The 16,869-nt window shown below is 74.1% G+C and carries 14 protein-coding genes; 6 read left to right on the top strand and 8 right to left on the bottom strand.

The features are described 5' to 3' along the window. Positions 1–69: 69 nt before the first annotated feature. The 3 genes from ACFVU3_RS09730 to ACFVU3_RS09720 all read right to left on the bottom strand — a co-directional run bounded on the left by ACFVU3_RS09730 (position 70) and on the right by ACFVU3_RS09720 (position 3,014). Complete coding sequence (locus tag ACFVU3_RS09730; protein WP_390065191.1) at positions 70–954, bottom strand: glycoside hydrolase family 19 protein; 885 nt, start codon at positions 952–954, stop codon at positions 70–72. 160 nt (positions 955–1,114) lie between these two features. Beyond that, on the bottom strand, positions 1,115–1,969 hold the full coding sequence (locus tag ACFVU3_RS09725) for an FG-GAP repeat domain-containing protein (protein WP_390065190.1): 855 nt from the start codon (positions 1,967–1,969) through the stop codon (positions 1,115–1,117). 103 nt (positions 1,970–2,072) lie between these two features. Further along, a complete protein-coding gene (locus ACFVU3_RS09720; RefSeq protein WP_390065189.1) occupies positions 2,073–3,014 on the bottom strand; it encodes an NADP-dependent oxidoreductase in 942 nt (313 codons plus the stop codon). Positions 3,015–3,205: 191 nt separating this feature from the next. Between ACFVU3_RS09720 and ACFVU3_RS09715 the strand changes: the two genes are divergently transcribed. Continuing rightward, positions 3,206–4,762 carry a PstS family phosphate ABC transporter substrate-binding protein gene (locus tag ACFVU3_RS09715; RefSeq protein ID WP_390065187.1) on the top strand — a complete coding sequence of 519 codons (1,557 nt, stop codon included), beginning with the start codon at positions 3,206–3,208 and terminating at the stop codon, positions 4,760–4,762. Between the two features lie 51 nt (positions 4,763–4,813). Beyond that, positions 4,814–6,727 carry a serine/threonine-protein kinase gene (locus tag ACFVU3_RS09710; protein WP_390065186.1) on the top strand — a complete coding sequence of 638 codons (1,914 nt, stop codon included), beginning with the start codon at positions 4,814–4,816 and terminating at the stop codon, positions 6,725–6,727. Between the two features lie 59 nt (positions 6,728–6,786). Here ACFVU3_RS09710 and ACFVU3_RS09705 read toward each other — a convergent pair whose 3' ends face one another. Further along, positions 6,787–8,070 carry an adenylosuccinate synthase gene (locus tag ACFVU3_RS09705; protein WP_390065184.1) on the bottom strand — a complete coding sequence of 428 codons (1,284 nt, stop codon included), beginning with the start codon at positions 8,068–8,070 and terminating at the stop codon, positions 6,787–6,789. A gap of 142 nt (positions 8,071–8,212) precedes the next feature. On the opposite strand from ACFVU3_RS09705, the gene ACFVU3_RS09700 reads away from it, so the two are divergent. Beyond that, positions 8,213–9,037, top strand: a complete 825-nt coding sequence (locus ACFVU3_RS09700; RefSeq protein ID WP_390065183.1) for a diacylglycerol kinase — start codon at positions 8,213–8,215, stop codon at positions 9,035–9,037. 93 nt (positions 9,038–9,130) lie between these two features. Beyond that, on the top strand, positions 9,131–10,465 hold the full coding sequence (locus tag ACFVU3_RS09695) for a hypothetical protein (RefSeq protein WP_390065182.1): 1,335 nt from the start codon (positions 9,131–9,133) through the stop codon (positions 10,463–10,465). Here ACFVU3_RS09695 and ACFVU3_RS09690 read toward each other — a convergent pair. Continuing rightward, a complete protein-coding gene (locus tag ACFVU3_RS09690) occupies positions 10,456–10,974 on the bottom strand; it encodes a GbsR/MarR family transcriptional regulator (protein WP_390065180.1) in 519 nt (172 codons plus the stop codon). The two genes, ACFVU3_RS09695 and ACFVU3_RS09690, sit on opposite strands and share 10 nt — an antisense overlap. A 75-nt stretch (positions 10,975–11,049) precedes the next feature. On the opposite strand from ACFVU3_RS09690, the gene ACFVU3_RS09685 reads away from it, so the two are divergent. Then, positions 11,050–11,949: an ATP-binding cassette domain-containing protein gene (locus ACFVU3_RS09685; protein ID WP_390065178.1), complete on the top strand. Its 900-nt coding sequence runs from the start codon at positions 11,050–11,052 to the stop codon at positions 11,947–11,949. Then, positions 11,946–13,514 carry an ABC transporter permease gene (locus tag ACFVU3_RS09680; protein WP_390065176.1) on the top strand — a complete coding sequence of 523 codons (1,569 nt, stop codon included), beginning with the start codon at positions 11,946–11,948 and terminating at the stop codon, positions 13,512–13,514. Before ACFVU3_RS09685 ends, ACFVU3_RS09680 begins: the two co-directional genes overlap by 4 nt. Before the next feature lie 10 nt (positions 13,515–13,524). On the opposite strand, the gene ACFVU3_RS09675 is transcribed toward ACFVU3_RS09680, so the two are convergent. From ACFVU3_RS09675 to ACFVU3_RS09665, 3 genes are all read right to left on the bottom strand, one after another. Then, positions 13,525–14,730: a cytochrome P450 gene (locus tag ACFVU3_RS09675; protein WP_390065175.1), complete on the bottom strand. Its 1,206-nt coding sequence runs from the start codon at positions 14,728–14,730 to the stop codon at positions 13,525–13,527. A gap of 121 nt (positions 14,731–14,851) precedes the next feature. Continuing rightward, positions 14,852–15,514: a response regulator gene (locus tag ACFVU3_RS09670; protein ID WP_390065173.1), complete on the bottom strand. Its 663-nt coding sequence runs from the start codon at positions 15,512–15,514 to the stop codon at positions 14,852–14,854. After that, on the bottom strand, positions 15,511–16,836 hold the full coding sequence (locus ACFVU3_RS09665) for a sensor histidine kinase (RefSeq protein WP_390065171.1): 1,326 nt from the start codon (positions 16,834–16,836) through the stop codon (positions 15,511–15,513). Before ACFVU3_RS09665 ends, ACFVU3_RS09670 begins: the two co-directional genes overlap by 4 nt. Between the last annotated feature and the right edge of the window lie 33 nt (positions 16,837–16,869).

Raw genomic sequence — 16,869 nt, 5'->3', positions numbered from 1 at the left:
GCACGCCCCGGCCGGGAGGCCGGGGCGTGCGGAGGAGGGCCGTGCGGGGTCGTACGGGGCGCGAGCGGCTCAGCAGGAGAGGTTCGAGCCCGCGGGGACGCCGAGGATCTGGGTGAACTGCTGGTACTTGGTGACGCGGCTCTGGACCTGGGCGGGGTTGCCGCCGTTGCACTCCAGGGAGCCGTTGATGGCCCAGATGGTCTGGCCGAAGCCGGCGCCGTTGACCATGGCGTTGTGGGCGGTCATGGTGCCGGGGCCGTTCTGCGTGTTCCAGTACCAGAGGCCGGTCATCATGGCGATGTCCGGCTCGCGCTCGACCCGCCAGGGGTTGTTCAGGAGGTCGATGCCGAGGGCGTCGCCGGCGGCCTTGTAGTTGAAGTTCCAGGAGAGCTGGATCGGGCCGCGGCCGTAGTAGGCGGCCTGGCCGGCGGGGCAGCCGTAGGGCTGGTTGCGGTCGCAGTAGTGGGGGTAGTTGGCGGTGTTCTGCTCGACGATGTGGACCAGGCCGCCGGTCTCGTGGGAGACGTTGGCGAGGAAGGCCGCGGCCTCCTGCTTCTTCACGGTGTCGCTGCCGGTGCCCGCGAAGGCCGGGTACTTCTTGGTGGCGGCGACCAGACCGGCGTACGTGTAGAAGGGGTTCCGGTTCGGGAACATCTGGTTGAACTGGGCCTCGGTGACGACGAAGCCGGACGGGTCGGGGGTGCCCCCGCCGCCGCCGGTGCCGCAGGTGCCCTCGTCGCGCCAGACGTCGCTGGAGCCGGGTCGCTCGTTCTGCGTCCACCACTTCGCGTACCAGTTGTGGCCGTTGTACGAGGCGGTCATGCCGCCCGTGTAGACCTGGCCCGAACTCCAGGCGGTGACGCAGGCGGGGGCCGCGCCGGCGGTGGCGGGCAGCAGGACCGCGAGGCCGAGTGCCGTACAGAGGGCGGCGATCAGGGCGAGTAGACGTCGCATGGGCGCTGTCGTCCTTCCGGTGGGGGGAAGGCCAGCGAAGCGGCACTGGTCTGTACCTGTCAAGGTCTAGACCAAGACTCGGGACAGATGGCCGGCCGACGGGGCCGCCCCGCTCCCGGATCTCCGGGAACGGGGCGGCTTCACGCGAAGTGCCCCACGCCTAGACCAGGCGGAAGTTCTTCATGAAGGAACTCATCACCTGCACCGGTGCCGTGAACGGCCGCGCCGCGTCACCCGTGCCCGAGTACCGGAGCATCTCCCCCGTCTTCTTCCGGGCCAGCAGGTCCACCTTGCCGTCTTCGTCCATGTCACCGATCGACAGCAGCCGGTCGTAGGCGTTCCACCCGTGGCCGATCTTCGTACGGCCCGCGAAAGGCGCCTTGTAGTCGCCCGTGCCCTTGTAGAGCCACAGGACACCGACCGTGTCACGGGCGACGATGTCGGCCCTGCCGTCACCGGTCAGATCCCCCTGGCCGGCCAGCTCGGTGTACTGGCCCCAGCCGCCGCCGACCCGCGTGCGGGAGCTGAGGCGACCGTCCGGGTAGGACAGGTGGCTCCACAGCACACCGGCCTTGTCGAGGGCGATCAGGTCGGCCTCCTTGGCCCCGCCGAGGTTGCCGGGCGACAGGACATGGGTGTAGATGTTCCAGCCCTTGCCGATGGGCCTGTCCGACTGCCAGCGGCCGTTGACGGAACCGGTGAACTCCAGCCGGCCGTCCTTGTAGCGGCTCCAACTGGCTTCGCCGTAGCCGTTGTTGTTGTTGTCGACGAAGATGAGGTCGACAAGGTCGGGGTAGGTCCCCGGAGCCGGCATCTCGGCGACGAGTTCGGGCCCGTCCTGGAGCCACTCCCACAGCTCGTGGGTCTGCTGGTGCACGCCGTACAGGTCGAACCGGGGCGCCACCGGCTCGGCCACCGGAGCGGCGACGGCGGAGGCCGCGCCGGTGGCCGTCGCCGCCACGACGGCCGTGGCGACGAGCGCCGCCTTCAGCCCGGGCCTGAATCGTTCGGACATGTCGGGTTCCCCCCTGGGTTGTATCGCTCTCACCCCTCCGACCCGCGAAGGCCCCCCAGGGTTGTCCGAAACCGTGCGCTGATTTCTCCCACCTGCCCGATCGTCAGATCATCAGCACGATCCGGCCCGGCCGGTGCCCCGCCTCAGCGCGCCGGTGCGCCTCCGCGGCCTGCTCCAGCGGAATCACGTCGGCCACCCGGGTCGCGAGGGCGCCCGCGCCCAGCAGTTCCAGGAGCTCCTTGAGCCGCGCCGCGTCCGGACGGCCCTCCACCACGTCGACCCGGACGTCCCGCTCGGCCACCGGCACCCGTTCGGCGGAGGCGGAGACGAAGACGCCGCCGTCCTTGACCGCGGGCAGCAGCGGATCGGCGATCAGGGCCGCGTCGAAGACGCCGTCCACCCGCTCCGGGGCGAGGCCGAGCACCCCGGTGATCACCTCTTCGGGCGAGCCGCGCCCCACCACCCCATGAGCCCCGAGGAGCCGCAGCTCGTGCACGTCGTCCGCGTCGCCGAGGGCGATCACCCGGTGGCCCGACCGCGCCGCCAGCTGCACCGCGAACCGGCCCACGACCCCGCTCGCCCCGGTGACCAGCAGCGTCGAGCCCTCGGGCAGTTCCAGCAGGTCGAGCGCCTGCGCGGCGGTCAGCGCGGAGAGCGGCAGCGAGGCCGCCGCCGTGAAGTCCACCTCGTCCGGGACCGGCGCCAGCCACGCCGGCTCGACCAGGACCGTCTCCGCGTACGTCCCCACGCCGTCGCCCTCCGCCACCCAGGGCACGAAACCGGCCACCCGGGTGCCCGCCTCCAGGCCGGGTGCCGGGTCCACCAGGGTCCCGGCGAAGTCGTAGCCGAGCACGAAGGGCGGGGCCAGAGCGCCGAGCGCGGCGGCGAAACGACCGGAACGGATCTTGAGGTCCGCCTGGTTCACCCCGGCGGCCTTCAGCCGCACGCGGACCCGTCCCGGGGCGTCCGCGGGGTCCGGCTCGGGACGGCGGGCCACTCTGAGGACCTCGGGTCCGCCGTAGGCGGTCACTTCGACGACACGCATGGGGTTCCTCCTCCGGAAGGGCCCCCTCATGGCCATTACATCCACGCTCCTCCGGCCCGGGCAACCCCGGCCGGGCCACCCGGACGACCCCGCCCCGGACCTCGGCGGCCCGGCTGAACGAGCGGCGAAATCCAGATGTCGGGCCGCTACGCCGCCCCCGGCTTCGCACACCCGTCCGTACCGTCCCGGCCATGGAGTGGATAACCGCAGAGAACGTGGTCGCCGTCGCCACCGCCCTCCTCGGCGTCCTCGTCTCGGTCGGCGCCGTCTGGATCGACCGCTTCAAGCCGCAGCGCAAGCGCCTCGGCTACCGCGTGCAGCTCAACACCCCGCTGCACAAGGAGGGCGACGACCAGGACGGCGGCGTGATGACCGTCCGCGACGGCGAGGTGCTCGGCAGCGCCGCCGCCGGCGCCACCCTCGTCCTGCTCCGCATCGAGAACGACCGCGACCTCGACATCAGCATCGACGACTACGGCGTCGGCGCCGCCGAGCACGCCCTCCGCATCACCTTCGGCACCCCCGCCGTCATCGTCCGGGGCGTCGTCGCCACCGTCCCTCCCGGCTGGAACGCCGTCCGCGACGACCTCGACAGCGCCCCCCGGCTGGGCCGGACCGGCAACGCCGTCCTCGTCCCCCGGGTCGCCCTCGACACCGGCAAGTACTTCAAGCTGCTCGTCCAGCTCTCCGGACCCGTCGCCGACCGCGACATCAAGGTGCACGGCACCGTCGCCGGCGGCTCCATCCGCCGCAACCGCTCCACCACCCCCGACGACCAGGCCGGCCGCTTCAGCCCCACCGCCCGCACCGTCACCGTCGTCCTCACCGCCTGCGTGGTCGCGCTCGCCGCGATCATCGTCCGCGAGCGGACCCCGCCCCCGATCGGCTGCGCCCGCGGCAGTCTCACCGTCACCGGCTCCACCGCCTTCGCCCCCGTCGTCCGGGAGGTGGCGAAGGCGTACGAGAAGGACTGCGCGGGCGCCACCGTCACCGTCGACGCCGACGGCTCCACCTCCGGCGTCCGCGACCTCGCCGACGCCGGCGAGCACACCGAGGGCTCCCCCGCCGTCATCGCCCTCTCCGACGGCCGGGGCCCCGGCAGCCACCCCCGGCTGCGCGAGCACATGGTGGCCGTCTCCCTCTTCACCGTCGTCACCCACGACTCCGTCCCCGTCCGCGCCCTCACCCTGGAACAGATCCGCTCCCTCTACCGCGGCGACGTCACCCGCTGGAACCAGCTGGAGGGCCCCGACCTGCCGGGGAACCTCCCCGACCTGCCCGTCCTCCTCGTCAGCCGCGACGCCAACTCCGGCACCCGGGAGGTCTTCCAGCGCCGCGTCCTCGGCCGCAACGAGCCCGCCCACTCCTCCCGCGACTGCGCCACCGTCGACGACCCGGAGGCGAAGGTCGTCCGCTGCGAACTCGACTCCACCGGCCAGGTCCTGTCCACCGTCGCCCGCCTCCCCGGCGCGCTCGGTTACGCCGAACTCGGCGCCGTCGCCACGGCGAAGGGCCTGCACCGCGTCGACCTCGACGGCCGCGGACCGGTCCTGGAGGAGCTGGGCACCTCCCCGTACCCGTACCGGGAGATCGAGTACGCCTACACCTGGGGCGATCCCCCGAGCGACTCCCTGACCGCCGGCTTCCTCGCCTACCTGACGCGCGGACGCGGCCAGGACGTCGTGCGCGCCCGCGGCCACCTGCCGTGCGCCACCCCGAAGGGACTGCGGATCTGCGGGGAGGGCTGACACCGGACCGTGACCCCACCCCCCGCGCCAGGTCTGGCATCCTCTTGCCACGTGGATCCCTTGAACGCGGAAGACCCGGCTGTCATCGGCCCGTTCCGACTCATCGGCCGGCTCGGGGTCGGCGGCATGGGCCGGGTGTTCCTCGCGCGTTCGGCCGGCGGGCGGACCGTCGCCGTGAAGGTCGTGCACGCCGAACTCGCCGCCCAGGACGAGTTCCGGCGCCGCTTCGCCCGCGAGGTCGAGGCGCTGGAACGGGTCGGCGGCAGCGGCACCGCGCCCGTCCTCGGCTCCGACACCACCGCCGCCTCCCCCTGGGTGGCCATCGGCTACGTGCCCGGGCCCTCGCTGCGGACCGTCGTCGGCGACGAGTACGGGCCGCTGCCGCCCGAGACCGTCCGCGCCCTCGGCTCCGGCCTCGGACAGGCCCTCGACCACATCCACCGGGCCGGGCTCGTCCACCGCGACCTCAAGCCCTCCAACGTGCTGCTCACCGTCGACGGCCCCCGGATCATCGACTTCGGCATCGCCCGGGCCGTCGACACCGTCACCGACGGCGGCCTCACCAGCACCGGCGCCGTCGTCGGCTCCCCCGGCTTCATGTCGCCCGAGCAGGTGCGGGGCGAGAAGGTCGGCCCGGCCTCCGACATCTTCTGCCTGGGCTCGGTCCTCGCCTACGCGGCGACCGGCCGCTCCCCCTTCGGCACCTCCGACAGCGGGGTGCACGCGCTGATGTTCCGGATCGCCCACGACGATCCGGACCTGACGGACGTGGCGCCCGCGCTGACCGGGCTGATCCGGGCCTGTCTGGCCAAGGACCCGGCGGCCCGGCCCACGGCGGCCGAGATCGCCGAGACGCTGCCGGTCACCGACCCGTGGCTGCCCGCCGACGTCCTGGTCCGCCTCGGCCGGCACGCGGCCCGGCTCCTGGAGGCGGAGGGCTCGGCGGAGGGGACCGCCGGGGGCGGCGCCGGCACCGGCACCACGCCCGCCCCCGACCGCACGGCGGGCGGCGCGGCGGCCGGCGACCCGACGCCCGCGCCCGCACCGGAGCCGGAGCCCCCGCGGCCCCGCTCCCGGCGGCGGGTGCTGACCGCCGCGCTCGCGACCGCGGCCGTGGCGGCCGCGGCGGGCGTCGGCTACGCCTTCTGGCCGCTCGGCGGAGCAGACCGCACCCCCGGCGGCGACGGCAGGGGCACCGGCTCCGGCTCGTCCTCCACCTCCGCCCAGCCCGCCGGGGACGTGCCGGCCGCCTTCCTCGGCGCCTGGGAGGGGATCCTCCAGGGCACCGAGGAGCATCCCCGCGAGACCGTCCGCATCGAGCTCGTCCAGGGCGCGGCCGGCACCAAGACCGCCGTCTACACGCACGTCGGCGACAACCGGCTCTGCATGGGCCGCTCGCGGCTCGTCTCCGCCGACGAGGACAAGGTCGTCCTCGGCGAGTCCGACGTCACCACCAGCGTGCCCGCCCGCCGGTGCATGGCCGCCGCCCACCAGACGCTCACCCTGCGCTCCCCCGAGGTCCTCTCCTGGTCCTCGGGCACCGCGAAGGCCACCTTCCACAAGGCCCGCACCGGCCCGGAGATCCTGCCCGCGGAGTACCTCGGCCGGTGGAGGATGAAGCCGCTGGTCGAGGGGCCGGAGGCGGACCGCTACACCGACGAGGTGACGGTCACCCAGGGCGCGGTCGGCGCGGCCGTCCTCCGCGTCCTGAGCGTCTACCCGCGCACGGACGCGGAGGGCAACCAGCTCGCCGACGCGGTCAACTGCACCTGGACGGCGATCCTGGCGAGCACCACGCCCCCGTACGTCCTCGGCCCCATGGACCTGGAACCCGGCGCGGACCGCGAGTGCGTCCGCGACGACCCCGGCAGCTACCTGACGCTGACGACGTACAAGGGCAAGGAGATCCTCCAGGTCTACCCGATGTACGACACGGAGCCGGGCGAGTACCACCGGGCGGACTGAGGCGGACGTGCGAAGGGCCCGCGCCCCGGGGAGGGGTGCGGGCCCTTCGGCGGTCCTGCCTACAGGAAGGAGTTGATCTCGATCGTCTCGGTGCGGCCGGGGCCGACGCCGATGGCGGAGATCGGGGCGCCGGACATCTCCTCCAGCGCCTTCACGTAGTTCTGCGCGTTCTTCGGGAGGTCCGCGAAGGTCTTGGCCTTCGTGATGTCCTCGGACCAGCCGGGGAGGGTCTCGTAGATCGGCTTCGCGTGGTGGAAGTCGGTCTGGGAGTACGGGAGCTCCTCGACGCGCTTGCCGTCGATCTCGTACGCGACGCAGACCGGGATCTCCTCCCAGCCGGTCAGCACGTCCAGCTTGGTGAGGAAGAAGTCCGTCAGGCCGTTGACGCGGGTGGCGTAGCGGGCGATGACCGCGTCGAACCAGCCGCAGCGGCGGTCACGGCCGGTGGTCACGCCGCGCTCGCCGCCGATGCGGCGCAGGGCCTCGCCGTCGGCGTCGAAGAGCTCGGTCGGGAACGGGCCGGCGCCGACGCGGGTGGTGTACGCCTTGAGGATGCCGATGACGCGGTTGATCTTCGTCGGGCCGACGCCCGCGCCGGTGCAGGCACCGCCGGCGGTCGGGTTCGAGGAGGTGACGAAGGGGTACGTGCCGTGGTCCACGTCCAGGAGGGTGCCCTGGCCGCCCTCGAAGAGGACGACCTTGCCCTCGTCGATGGCGTTGTTGAGGATCAGGGTGGTGTCGGCGACGTACGGCTTGATCTGGTCCGCGTACTGGAGCATCTCCTCGACGATCCGGCCGGACTCGATCGCGCGGCGGTTGAAGACCTTGGCGAGGAGCTGGTTCTTCTGCTCCAGGGCCGCCTCGACCTTCTGCTCCAGGATCGACTCGTCGTAGAGGTCCTGGACCCGGATGCCGACGCGGTTGATCTTGTCGGCGTAGGTGGGGCCGATGCCGCGCCCGGTGGTGCCGATCTTGCGCTTGCCGAGGAACCGTTCCGTCACCTTGTCGAGGGTGACGTTGTACGGGGTGATCAGATGGGCGTTGCCGCTGATCAGCAGCTTCGACGTGTCGACACCGCGGTCGTTCAGCCCGCTCAGCTCGGAGAGCAGGACCGCAGGGTCGACGACGACGCCGTTGCCGATGACCGGGGTGCACCCCGGCGAGAGGATTCCGGAGGGGAGGAGGTGGAGCGCATACTTCTGGTCGCCGACGACGACCGTGTGGCCGGCGTTGTTGCCGCCCTGGTAACGCACCACATAGTCAACGGAACCACCGAGGAGGTCGGTGGCCTTTCCCTTGCCCTCGTCACCCCACTGAGCACCGAGCAGCACAAGTGCGGGCACAGGCGTACACCCCTTCCGGAGGGGGCATTCCAAGGTCAGGGGGCCTACGCCGCCTCACCGGTGTGCCCCGGAATAGACGAAGCCCCTGGCGCAATAGCGCAAGGGGCTCTTGCACAAAGAGACTACCCGAGGAAGGACCGAGGTGTCGGATCACGACCAGCTGCTGGTCATCGTCGACCCGGTCGCCCGCCGAAGTGACGGCGAGTCCGTACGGATCGCGAAGGATGTGTTGTCCGCGGGCGCGGAAGCGAAGATCTGCCTGCCGGACTCCCCCGAGGAATTCTCCCGGGCCCTGTCCCGGCGCGGCTCCCGCCGCCCGGTCGTGCTCGGCGACGACCGGGCGCTGCTGCGCGCGGTGACCCTGCTGCACCGGGACCGGGCGCCGCTCGCCCTGGTCCCGATCGGCCCGCCGGACGCCCTGGAGGTCGCGTACGGCTTCGGCGTGCCGCGTTCGGCAGTGGCGGCGGCCCGGGCGGTCCTGGACGGGACGGTGCGGAGCCTGGACCTGCTGGTGGACGACAGCGACGGGGTGGTCCTCGGGGACCTGCGGGTGCCCGCCGTGCCCGTCCCCGCCGCCGGCACCGCCCCCTCCGTCTGGGGCACCTGCCGCTCCCTGGTCCGCACCCTGGTGCGGCCCGCGCCGCCGGTCCCCTCGGTGCTGGTGCACCGGCTGCGGGTGGAGGCGGACGGGGTGCTGCTGGCCGACGTGGACGCGCCGGTGACGGCGGTGACGGCCCGCCCGGCGGACGGCGGCACGGCGATGGTGACCGTCCACCCGGTCGCGACGGCGGGCCCCCCGCGCCGCACGGCCGCCGGGGTCCTGACCGTCTCGGGCCCCGACTTCCGCTACCGCGCCGACGGCCGCGTGGCGGGCCCGGTCCGCCGCCGCACCTGGACGGTCCGCGCCGGCGGCTGGGGCCTCACCCTGCCCCGGGACCCGGCCACGGTCCCGGTCCCACCGTTCTGAGCGGCCCTTCCGGGACGTGCGGCCCTGGCCCCGTCCGGGTCCGGCGGATACCGTCGCCGTCGGATCGCGCCGGAGGGGCAAGGGGTGGTGGACGTGGCCGGGGGGCCTGAGGTGACCGGGGTGTGCGCGCTGGACCTTCCGGGGACGGCGGAGGAGCTGAGGAGGTACCGGCGCGGGGGCGTCCTGCTGACGGCGGGGGGACTCGCCCTCGCGGTCCTCGCCCTCGCCGGCGTCGCCGTGTTCCCCGAGGACCCGCCGTGGGCACAGGACGTGGCCGGCTTCGTCTGCGTCGGCGGGGCGACGGCCTTCCTCCTCGGCCTCGTCCGGTTCCCCTACGCCCGCCGTTTCCGCCGGATCCTCTCCGCCGGCCCGTGGTCGGCGCACCCCGCGACGGCGGTGGCCCGCGCCTGGAGCGGTGAGGCCGTCGTCCTGGCGGCCCCGGACGGCGAGGGCGTGTGGCCGCTGCGGGTGATCGCGAGCCGGTCGCGCTGGCAGGAGGTCCGGCCCGCCCCGGCGGGCGTGCTGTGGTGGTGCGGCGGCCCCGGGAAGGGCGGGGTGCTCGCGGCGCCGGGCGGCGGCCCGCTCTTCCGGGCCGCGCCGGTCCGGGGGACGGCCGCGCGGCGACGGCTGCTGGTCCTGGCCGAGGAGGCGGGCCTCACGGCCCTGCCGACCCCGGCGCAGCCGCACCCCGCGCCCGGCACGACCGCCGCCGCTCCGGAGACCTCCGCCCCGCCCTACGCCCGGTTCGCCGCCCACGCCGGGTCCTGGGCGGCGGTGCCGCCGCGCCGGAGGCGTCCGCGCCGTCCGGAGGCGGACCCGCGGGCGGTTCCGTGGTGGCGGGTGCGGTCGCTGCGGCGGGTGGCGGGGCTGCCCCAGATGGGGTACGGCCTGATCGTCCTCGCGACGTGCGGCGGGCTGCTGTCCCTGGACGTGATCTGGCCCGACCCGGAGTCGGCCGGGACGCCCACGAGCGGCGTGGTCCTGACGGCCGTGGCCACGGCCTGGACCCTCTGGGCCTCCGCCCAGGTGTGGCGCCGGGGGCTTCCCGTCGTGCGGCTCCTGGTGCGGGCCGCGCTCGCCCCCGTACCCGTCGAGCGGCGGTACGCGCTGGTGCCCGCGCCGGTCGGCGAGGACGTGGCGCTGGTGCTCTTCCCCGCGCACGGCGGGCCGGACGACCGGCCCGAGGGGGTGCTGCCGCTGCTGCCCCCGGAGCGGCCGGTGGAGCCGTCCGGGACGGTGGAGCTGCGCGGGTGGCTGGACCGGGACGGGACGGACGCGGAGGACCCCGTGGTGGTGGCCTGGCACGGCGGGCGGCCGCTGTGGCCCGCCGGGCCGTACCTGGAGGCCGGTACGGCGGACGGCGCGGCGCTGCTGGAGGACCTGGCCGGGCTGCTGGGCCCCGTGCCGGGGCCCGGGCCTCAGGGCTGAGCCTCCCGGCCGCCCGCGCGGGTCGCCTTCCGCTCGCGCCAGCGGTCCATCATCGTGATCATCTCTTCCTGGAGGAAGGCGAAGAAGTCGGCGGTCTCGGCGGTGCGGGCGCCTGCGGCGGTGTCCGGACCGAGGGTGCCGGAGCCGTCGCGCAGGACCTTCTCCCAGCGGAGGAGGACCTGGTCGCGGCGGGTGAAGGTCTCGTACCAGATCTCGTTGTGGAGCACGTACCGCTCGCGCCGGGTGCCGGGTTCGCGCTCGCGGGCGACCATGCCGACCTGGGTGAGGTAGCGGATGGCGCCGGAGACGGCGGCCGGGCTGATCCTGAGCTGTTCGGCGAGCTCGGCCGAGGTGAGCGAGGCGGTCTCGGAGGCGAGCAGCGCGGCGAAGACCCGGGAGGCCATCCGCTGCATGCCGGCCTCGGTCATCTCCGCGGCGAAGCGTTCCACGAAGCGGGAGACGGCGTCCTCGCGGGCGGTGTCACCGGTGGTGTCCTCGGTGGTGGTCATGCTCCGACTGTATACCGTCTCTTTTTACGGTTCCTTAACTTCACAAGTTTGTGAAATGAGCGTACGTTCCGAAGCATGACGAACGCCATCAGCGTCGCCGGACTCCACAAGTCCTTCGGCCGCACGCACGCCCTCGACGGACTCGACCTCACCGTCGCCACCGGCGAGGTCCACGGCTTCCTCGGACCCAACGGCGCCGGCAAGTCCACCACGATCCGCGTCCTCCTCGGACTGCTGCGCGCCGGCGCCGGCACCGTCCGGCTGCTCGGCGGCGACCCCTGGGCCGACGCCGTCGCCCTCCACCGGCGCCTCGCGTACGTCCCCGGCGACGTCACCCTCTGGCGGAACCTCTCCGGCGGCGAGGTCATCGACCTGTACGGGCGGCTGCGCGGCCACGGCCTCGACCCGGCCCGCCGCGCCGACCTCGTCGAGCGCTTCGAACTCGACCCCACCAAGAAGGGCCGCACCTACTCCAAGGGCAACCGGCAGAAGGTCGCCCTCGTCGCCGCCTTCGCCTCCGACGCCGAGCTGCTCGTCCTCGACGAGCCCACCAGCGGCCTCGACCCGCTGATGGAGGAGGTCTTCCAGGACTGCGTCCGCGAGGCCCGCGACCGGGGCCGGACCGTCCTCCTCTCCAGCCACATCCTCAGCGAGGTCGAGACCCTCTGCGACCGGGTCAGCATCGTCCGCAAGGGCCGCACGGTGGAGTCCGGTTCGCTCGCGCAGCTGCGCCACCTGACCCGCACCAGCGTCACCGCCGAACTCGCCGGCGCCCCCGAGGGCCTGGACCGCCTCACCGGCGTCCACGACCTGCACGTCGACGGCCGCACGGTCCGGCTCCAGGTGGACACCGACAAGCTCGACCCGGTCCTCGCCGCCCTCCTCGCGGCCGGCGTCCGCTCGCTCACCAGCACCCCGCCCACCCTGGAGGAGCTCTTCCTCCGCCACTACGCGGACACCGAGGTGGCCTCATGACCGCGCTCGCCGGCACCGGCACCCTCACCCGGCTCGCGCTCCGCCGCGACCGGCTGGCCATCCCCCTCTGGGCCCTGGTCACCGGCGGCCTCGTCGCCTCCGGCCCCGGCTCCCTGGAAGGGCTCTACGGAACGGCCGCCGCCCGCGCCGAACTGGCCGCCTCCATGACCGCCAACAGCTCCATGCGCTCCCTCTACGGACCGGTCTTCTCCGACTCCCTCGGCGGGCTCGTCGCCTGGCGCTTCGGTACCTTCGCCGCCGTCCTCGCGGCCGTCGCGAGCCTGATCGTCGTCGTCCGGCACACCCGCGAGGAGGAGGAGACGGGCCGTCAGGAACTGCTCTCCGCCGGGGCGGTGGGCCGCCGCGCGCCGCTCACCTCCGCGCTCCTCGCCGCCCTGACGGTCAACGCCGCCACCGCCCTCCTGATCGTCGCCGGACTCGCCGGCCAGGGCCTCGCCGGGGCGCTCGCCCTCGGCCTCGCCGTCGGCGGCACCGGCATGGTCTTCGCGACCGTCGCCGCGCTCGCCGCCCAGCTCACCGAGAGCGCCCGGCTCGCCAAGGGCATCGCCGGCGGCGTCCTCGGCCTCGCGTTCGCGCTCCGCGCGGCGGGCGACTCCGGGGACGCCTCCGGAGACTCCGTCCTCACCTGGCTCTCCCCCGTCGGCTGGGCCGGGAACGTCCGCGCCTACGGCGGCGAACGCTGGTGGGTGCTGCTGCTGATCGCCGCCGCGGTCCTGGTCCAGACGGTCCTCGCGTACGGACTCGCCGCCCGCCGCGACGTCGGCGCGTCCTTCCTCGCCACCCGGCCCGGCCCCGCCGCCGGCCGCCTCTCCGGCGCCGGCGCCCTCGCCCTGCGGCTCCAGCGCGGCGCGCTCGCCGGCTGGGGGACCGGTTTCCTCCTCGGCGGGCTCGTCTTCGGCGGCATGGCCGAGGGGGCGGCGGAGATCGTCGGCGAGAACGAGAAGGCCCGCGAGATCTTCGAGCGGATGGGCGGCCAGACCGCGCTCACCGACGCCTTCCTCGCCACGATGGTCTCCCTCTTCGGGATGCTCGCCTCGCTGTACGCGGTCGGCGCGGTCCTGCGGGCCCACGGCGAGGAGACCTCCGGGCGGGCCGAACCCCTGCTCGCGGGCTCCCTCGGCCGGCTCCGCTGGGCCGCCGGACACCTGCTTCCCGCGTACGCCGGCTCCGCGCTGATCCTCCTCGCGGCGGGCCTCGGCCTCTCCCTCGGCCACGGGGGCTCGCACGGACCCGTGCTCGGCGCCGCCCTCGCCCAGCTGCCCGCCGTCTGGACCCTCGCCGGCGTGGCGACCCTGCTGTGGGGCGCGGTGCCGCGGGCGGCGGCCGCGGGATGGGGAGCGGCGGGGCTGTGCCTGGCCCTCGGCTGGATCGGCCCGGCCCTGGACCTCCCCCAGGCCCTCCTGGACGTCTCCCCCTTCGCCCACCTCCCGAAGCTCCCCGGCCCCGGGGCGGCCTGGGGCCCGGTCCTCGCCCTGACGGCCCTGGCGGCCGCCCTCACCGCCGCCGGCCTGGCGGCGCTGCGCCGCCGCGACCTCCAGGTCTGACGCGGGCGGCTCAGACCTCCACGTGGAGGGAGCCGAAGCCCCGGATGACGTAGCCCGGCGTGCGCACCGGTTCCGCGGCGAGCCGCAGGCCGGGCGCGCGCCGGATCAGCTCGGCGAAGACCGCGGTGAGTTCGAGCCGGGCCAGCGGGGCGCCCAGGCAGTAGTGGACGCCGGCGCCGAAGGTGACGTGGGGGTTATCGGCGCGGGCGAGGTCGAGGTCGTCCGCGGTGGGCCCGAAGCGGCCCGGGTCCCGGTTGGCGGAGCCGAAGAGGAGCGCGATCTCCGAGCCGCGCGGGATCACGGTCCCGCCGACCTCGATGTCGTCGAGGACCCAGCGCTCGAACATCTGGAGCGGTGTGTCGTAGCGGAGCAGTTCGTCCACAGCTGTGGACAACTTCTCCGGCTCCGGGGACACGGCCCCCCACCGCCCGTGCCGCAGCAGCGTCCACACCCCGCCCACCGTGGTGTTCACCGTCGCCTCGTGCCCCGCGTTCAGCAGCAGCACACAGGTGGAGATCATCTCCTGCTCGGTCAGCTCCTCGACCCCGATGAGCGCCGAGATCAGATCGTCGCCGGGGTCGGCCCGCCGCCGCGCGATCAGCTCCCGCAGATAGCCGGAGAACTCGATCGAGGCGGAGACCGCCCGCCGGGCCGTCTCCTCCGACGGGTTCAGCTCGAACATCCCGCAGATCGCCGCCGACCAGGGCCGCAGCATGGCCCGCTCCTCGTCCTCCTCCGGGACGCCCAGCATCGCGGCGATCACCGCGACGGGCAGCGGTTCCGCGACCGCCGCCTGGAGGTCGCCGCCGCCCGCCGCGACCAGCTCGCCGACCAGGCCGGCGGCCAGCTCCCGTACCGTCGGGGCCAGCCGCTCCACCGTCCGCGGCGTGAACGCCTTCGACACCAGCCGCCGGATCCGGGTGTGGTCGGCGCCCTCCAGGTCGAGCAGCCCGTGGTCGTTGAGGGTGTGGAAGGGCTCGTGGGCCGCGTCCGGCGCCTCGCGCCCGAACTCCTCGTGGGTGAACCGGTGGGTGTACGTCCGGCCCAGGCGCCGGTCCCGCAGCAGCGCCGACACGTCCTCGTGGTGCGGGATCAGCCACTGCCGCGTCGGCCCGTACCAGTGGGCGCGGCCGGCGGCACGCAGCTCCGCGTAGGCCGGATAGGGGTCGGCGACGAACTCCGGGGACCAGGGATCGAAAGCGGCGACGGCGTCCATGGCACGGACGCTACCGCCGTACCGCCCCCCGGGCCGTCTCTTCCGGACCGGGCCGGGCTCGCGGCGCGGTCCGGAAGGAACCGCCCGCGCCGCGAGCCCGGTGAGATCCGGAAGGGACGGCCTAGCGGCCGACCTGGACCAGGCGTGCCTCGTAGGCGAAGACCGCCGCCTGGGTGCGGTCGCGCAGGCCCAGCTTCACCAGGATCCGGCTGACGTGCGTCTTGATCGTCGACTCCGCGACGACCAGGTGCTCGGCGATCTCCTGGTTGGACAGCCCCTGGGCGATCAGCACCAGGACCTCCGTCTCGCGCTCGGTCAGTTCGCCGATCTGGGCGACGGCGGGCGCCTTCGGCGCGGCGTCGGCGGACTTCGCGAACTCGGTGATGAGCCGCTTCGTGACGGTCGGCGCGAGCAGCGCCTCCCCCGCGGCGACGACCCGGACGCCCTCCGCGAGCTGCCGCGCGGAGGCGTCCTTGAGGAGGAAGCCGGAGGCACCGGCGCGCAGCGCCTGGTACACGTACTCGTCGAGGTCGAAGGTGGTCAGGACGAGCACCTTGGCGTCCGCGTCGGCGGCGACGATCTCCCGGGTGGCGTCGATGCCGTTCAGCTCGGGCATCCGGATGTCCATGAGGACGACGTCCGGGCGGAGCGCGGCGACCTGGGCGATCGCCTCCCGGCCGTTGACGGCCTCGCCGACGACCTCGATGTCCGGCATCGCGCCGAGCAGCACGGAGAAGCCCTCGCGGACCATGATCTGGTCGTCGACGATCAGCACCTTGATCACTGGTCGGTCCCTTCGCGCTGGACGGGGACGAAGACGGCGACCTCGTAGCCGCCGTCGTCGGTCGGCCCGTCGGTCATCTCCCCGCCGAGCATCGTGACACGTTCCCGCATGCCGGTGATGCCGTGGCCGGCGCCGGGGGAGGGCTTCACGAGACCGCGCGCGGGCCCGTTGGCGATCCTCAGCCCGAGGCCGCCGAGCACATGGCTGACCTCCACCTTCGCGTCGGCCCCGGGCGCGTGCCGCAGCACGTTGGACAGGGCCTCCTGGACGATCCGGTACGCGGAGAGCTCCACGCCCTGCGGCAGCTCGCGCACCGCGCCGGTCACCGCCATGGACACGTCGAGCCCGGCCTCCCGGACGTTCGCGACCAGCCCGTGCAGGTCGGCGAGGGTCGGCTGCGGGGCGTCGGGGGCCTCGTAGTCCTCGGCGCGGACGACGCCGAGGATGCGGCGCAGCTCGGTGAGGGCGGCGACGGCGTTCTCCCGGATGGTGCGGAACGCCTGCTCCAGCTCCGGCGGCGGGTTCTCCACCCGGTAGGGCGCGGCCTCGGCCTGGATGGCCACCACCGACATGTGGTGCGCGACGACGTCGTGCAGCTCCCGCGCGATGGTGGTCCGCTCCTCCAGGAGGGTCCGCTTCGAGCGCTCGACGGCGGTGACGGTCTGCTGCGCGGTGACCTCCCGGTCCGCCTCGCGCCGGATCTGGACGACGGCGATGACCAGCAGGAAGAGCGCGGAGAAGAAGAGCATCTCGGCGCCGTTGGAGCCGTACCCCGCGGACATGCCCAGGAAGAAGGAGGTGAAGGTGGCGTACGCGGCGGTGATCAGCCACATCCACGCGGCGGCCCTGGGTCCGGTCCGCAGGGCGACGATCACCAGGACGAAGAGGTGGGCGGCGAAGGAGTTCGGCGTCCAGGGCCAGCCGTCGTACCCGCTCAGATAGGAGACGAAGGGCGTGGAGCCTATCGAGAGCCAGAAGGCCGTGGCGGGACGGATCAGGGTGAGGAAGACGGCGGCCGCCGGCACCACACAGGTGACGAGGGCGGTCGGCGCACGGTCGCCGCCGCCGTCGACGCCGAGGAGGAAGGTCACCGCGGCCAGGAAGCCGATCGCCGCGTGCGGCAGCAGCCCGGCGTGCGGGCGCAGCCGCCGGGGCAGGAAGCGCAGGGCGGCGCTGTCCGGCGCGAGCCGGGGCAGCGGGCGGTAGGAGAGGGCATCGCCGGCGAGGTCCGCGCGCAGACCGCCGAGCGCGTCCAGCGTCATGCGGAGCTCGGGGCTGCGGCTGCCCGTGTCGGGGGTCTGTGTCGGGTTCACGCCGACCACGGTACGGACACCGGGGGGAGGCCCGCGTCCGGC

The sequence above is a fragment of the Streptomyces sp. NPDC058052 genome (assembly GCF_042885515.1).
In the GTDB taxonomy this organism is placed as follows: Bacteria; Actinomycetota; Actinomycetes; order Streptomycetales; family Streptomycetaceae; genus Streptomyces.
Note: the sequence above shows the minus strand (reverse complement) of the source record. Positions and strands in the feature narration are given on the sequence as shown.

What these genes read in the sequence shown, in the direction of transcription:
- ACFVU3_RS09730 (WP_390065191.1), bottom strand. Translation starts at nt 954, where the DNA reads ATGCGACGTCTACTCGCCCTGATCGCCGCCCTCTGTACGGCACTCGGC.
- ACFVU3_RS09725 (WP_390065190.1), bottom strand. Translation starts at nt 1,969, where the DNA reads ATGTCCGAACGATTCAGGCCCGGGCTGAAGGCGGCGCTCGTCGCCACG.
- ACFVU3_RS09720 (WP_390065189.1), bottom strand. Translation starts at nt 3,014, where the DNA reads ATGCGTGTCGTCGAAGTGACCGCCTACGGCGGACCCGAGGTCCTCAGA.
- ACFVU3_RS09715 (WP_390065187.1), top strand. Translation starts at nt 3,206, where the DNA reads ATGGAGTGGATAACCGCAGAGAACGTGGTCGCCGTCGCCACCGCCCTC.
- ACFVU3_RS09690 (WP_390065180.1), bottom strand. Translation starts at nt 10,974, where the DNA reads ATGACCACCACCGAGGACACCACCGGTGACACCGCCCGCGAGGACGCC.
- ACFVU3_RS09685 (WP_390065178.1), top strand. Translation starts at nt 11,050, where the DNA reads ATGACGAACGCCATCAGCGTCGCCGGACTCCACAAGTCCTTCGGCCGC.
- ACFVU3_RS09680 (WP_390065176.1), top strand. Translation starts at nt 11,946, where the DNA reads ATGACCGCGCTCGCCGGCACCGGCACCCTCACCCGGCTCGCGCTCCGC.
- ACFVU3_RS09675 (WP_390065175.1), bottom strand. Translation starts at nt 14,730, where the DNA reads ATGGACGCCGTCGCCGCTTTCGATCCCTGGTCCCCGGAGTTCGTCGCC.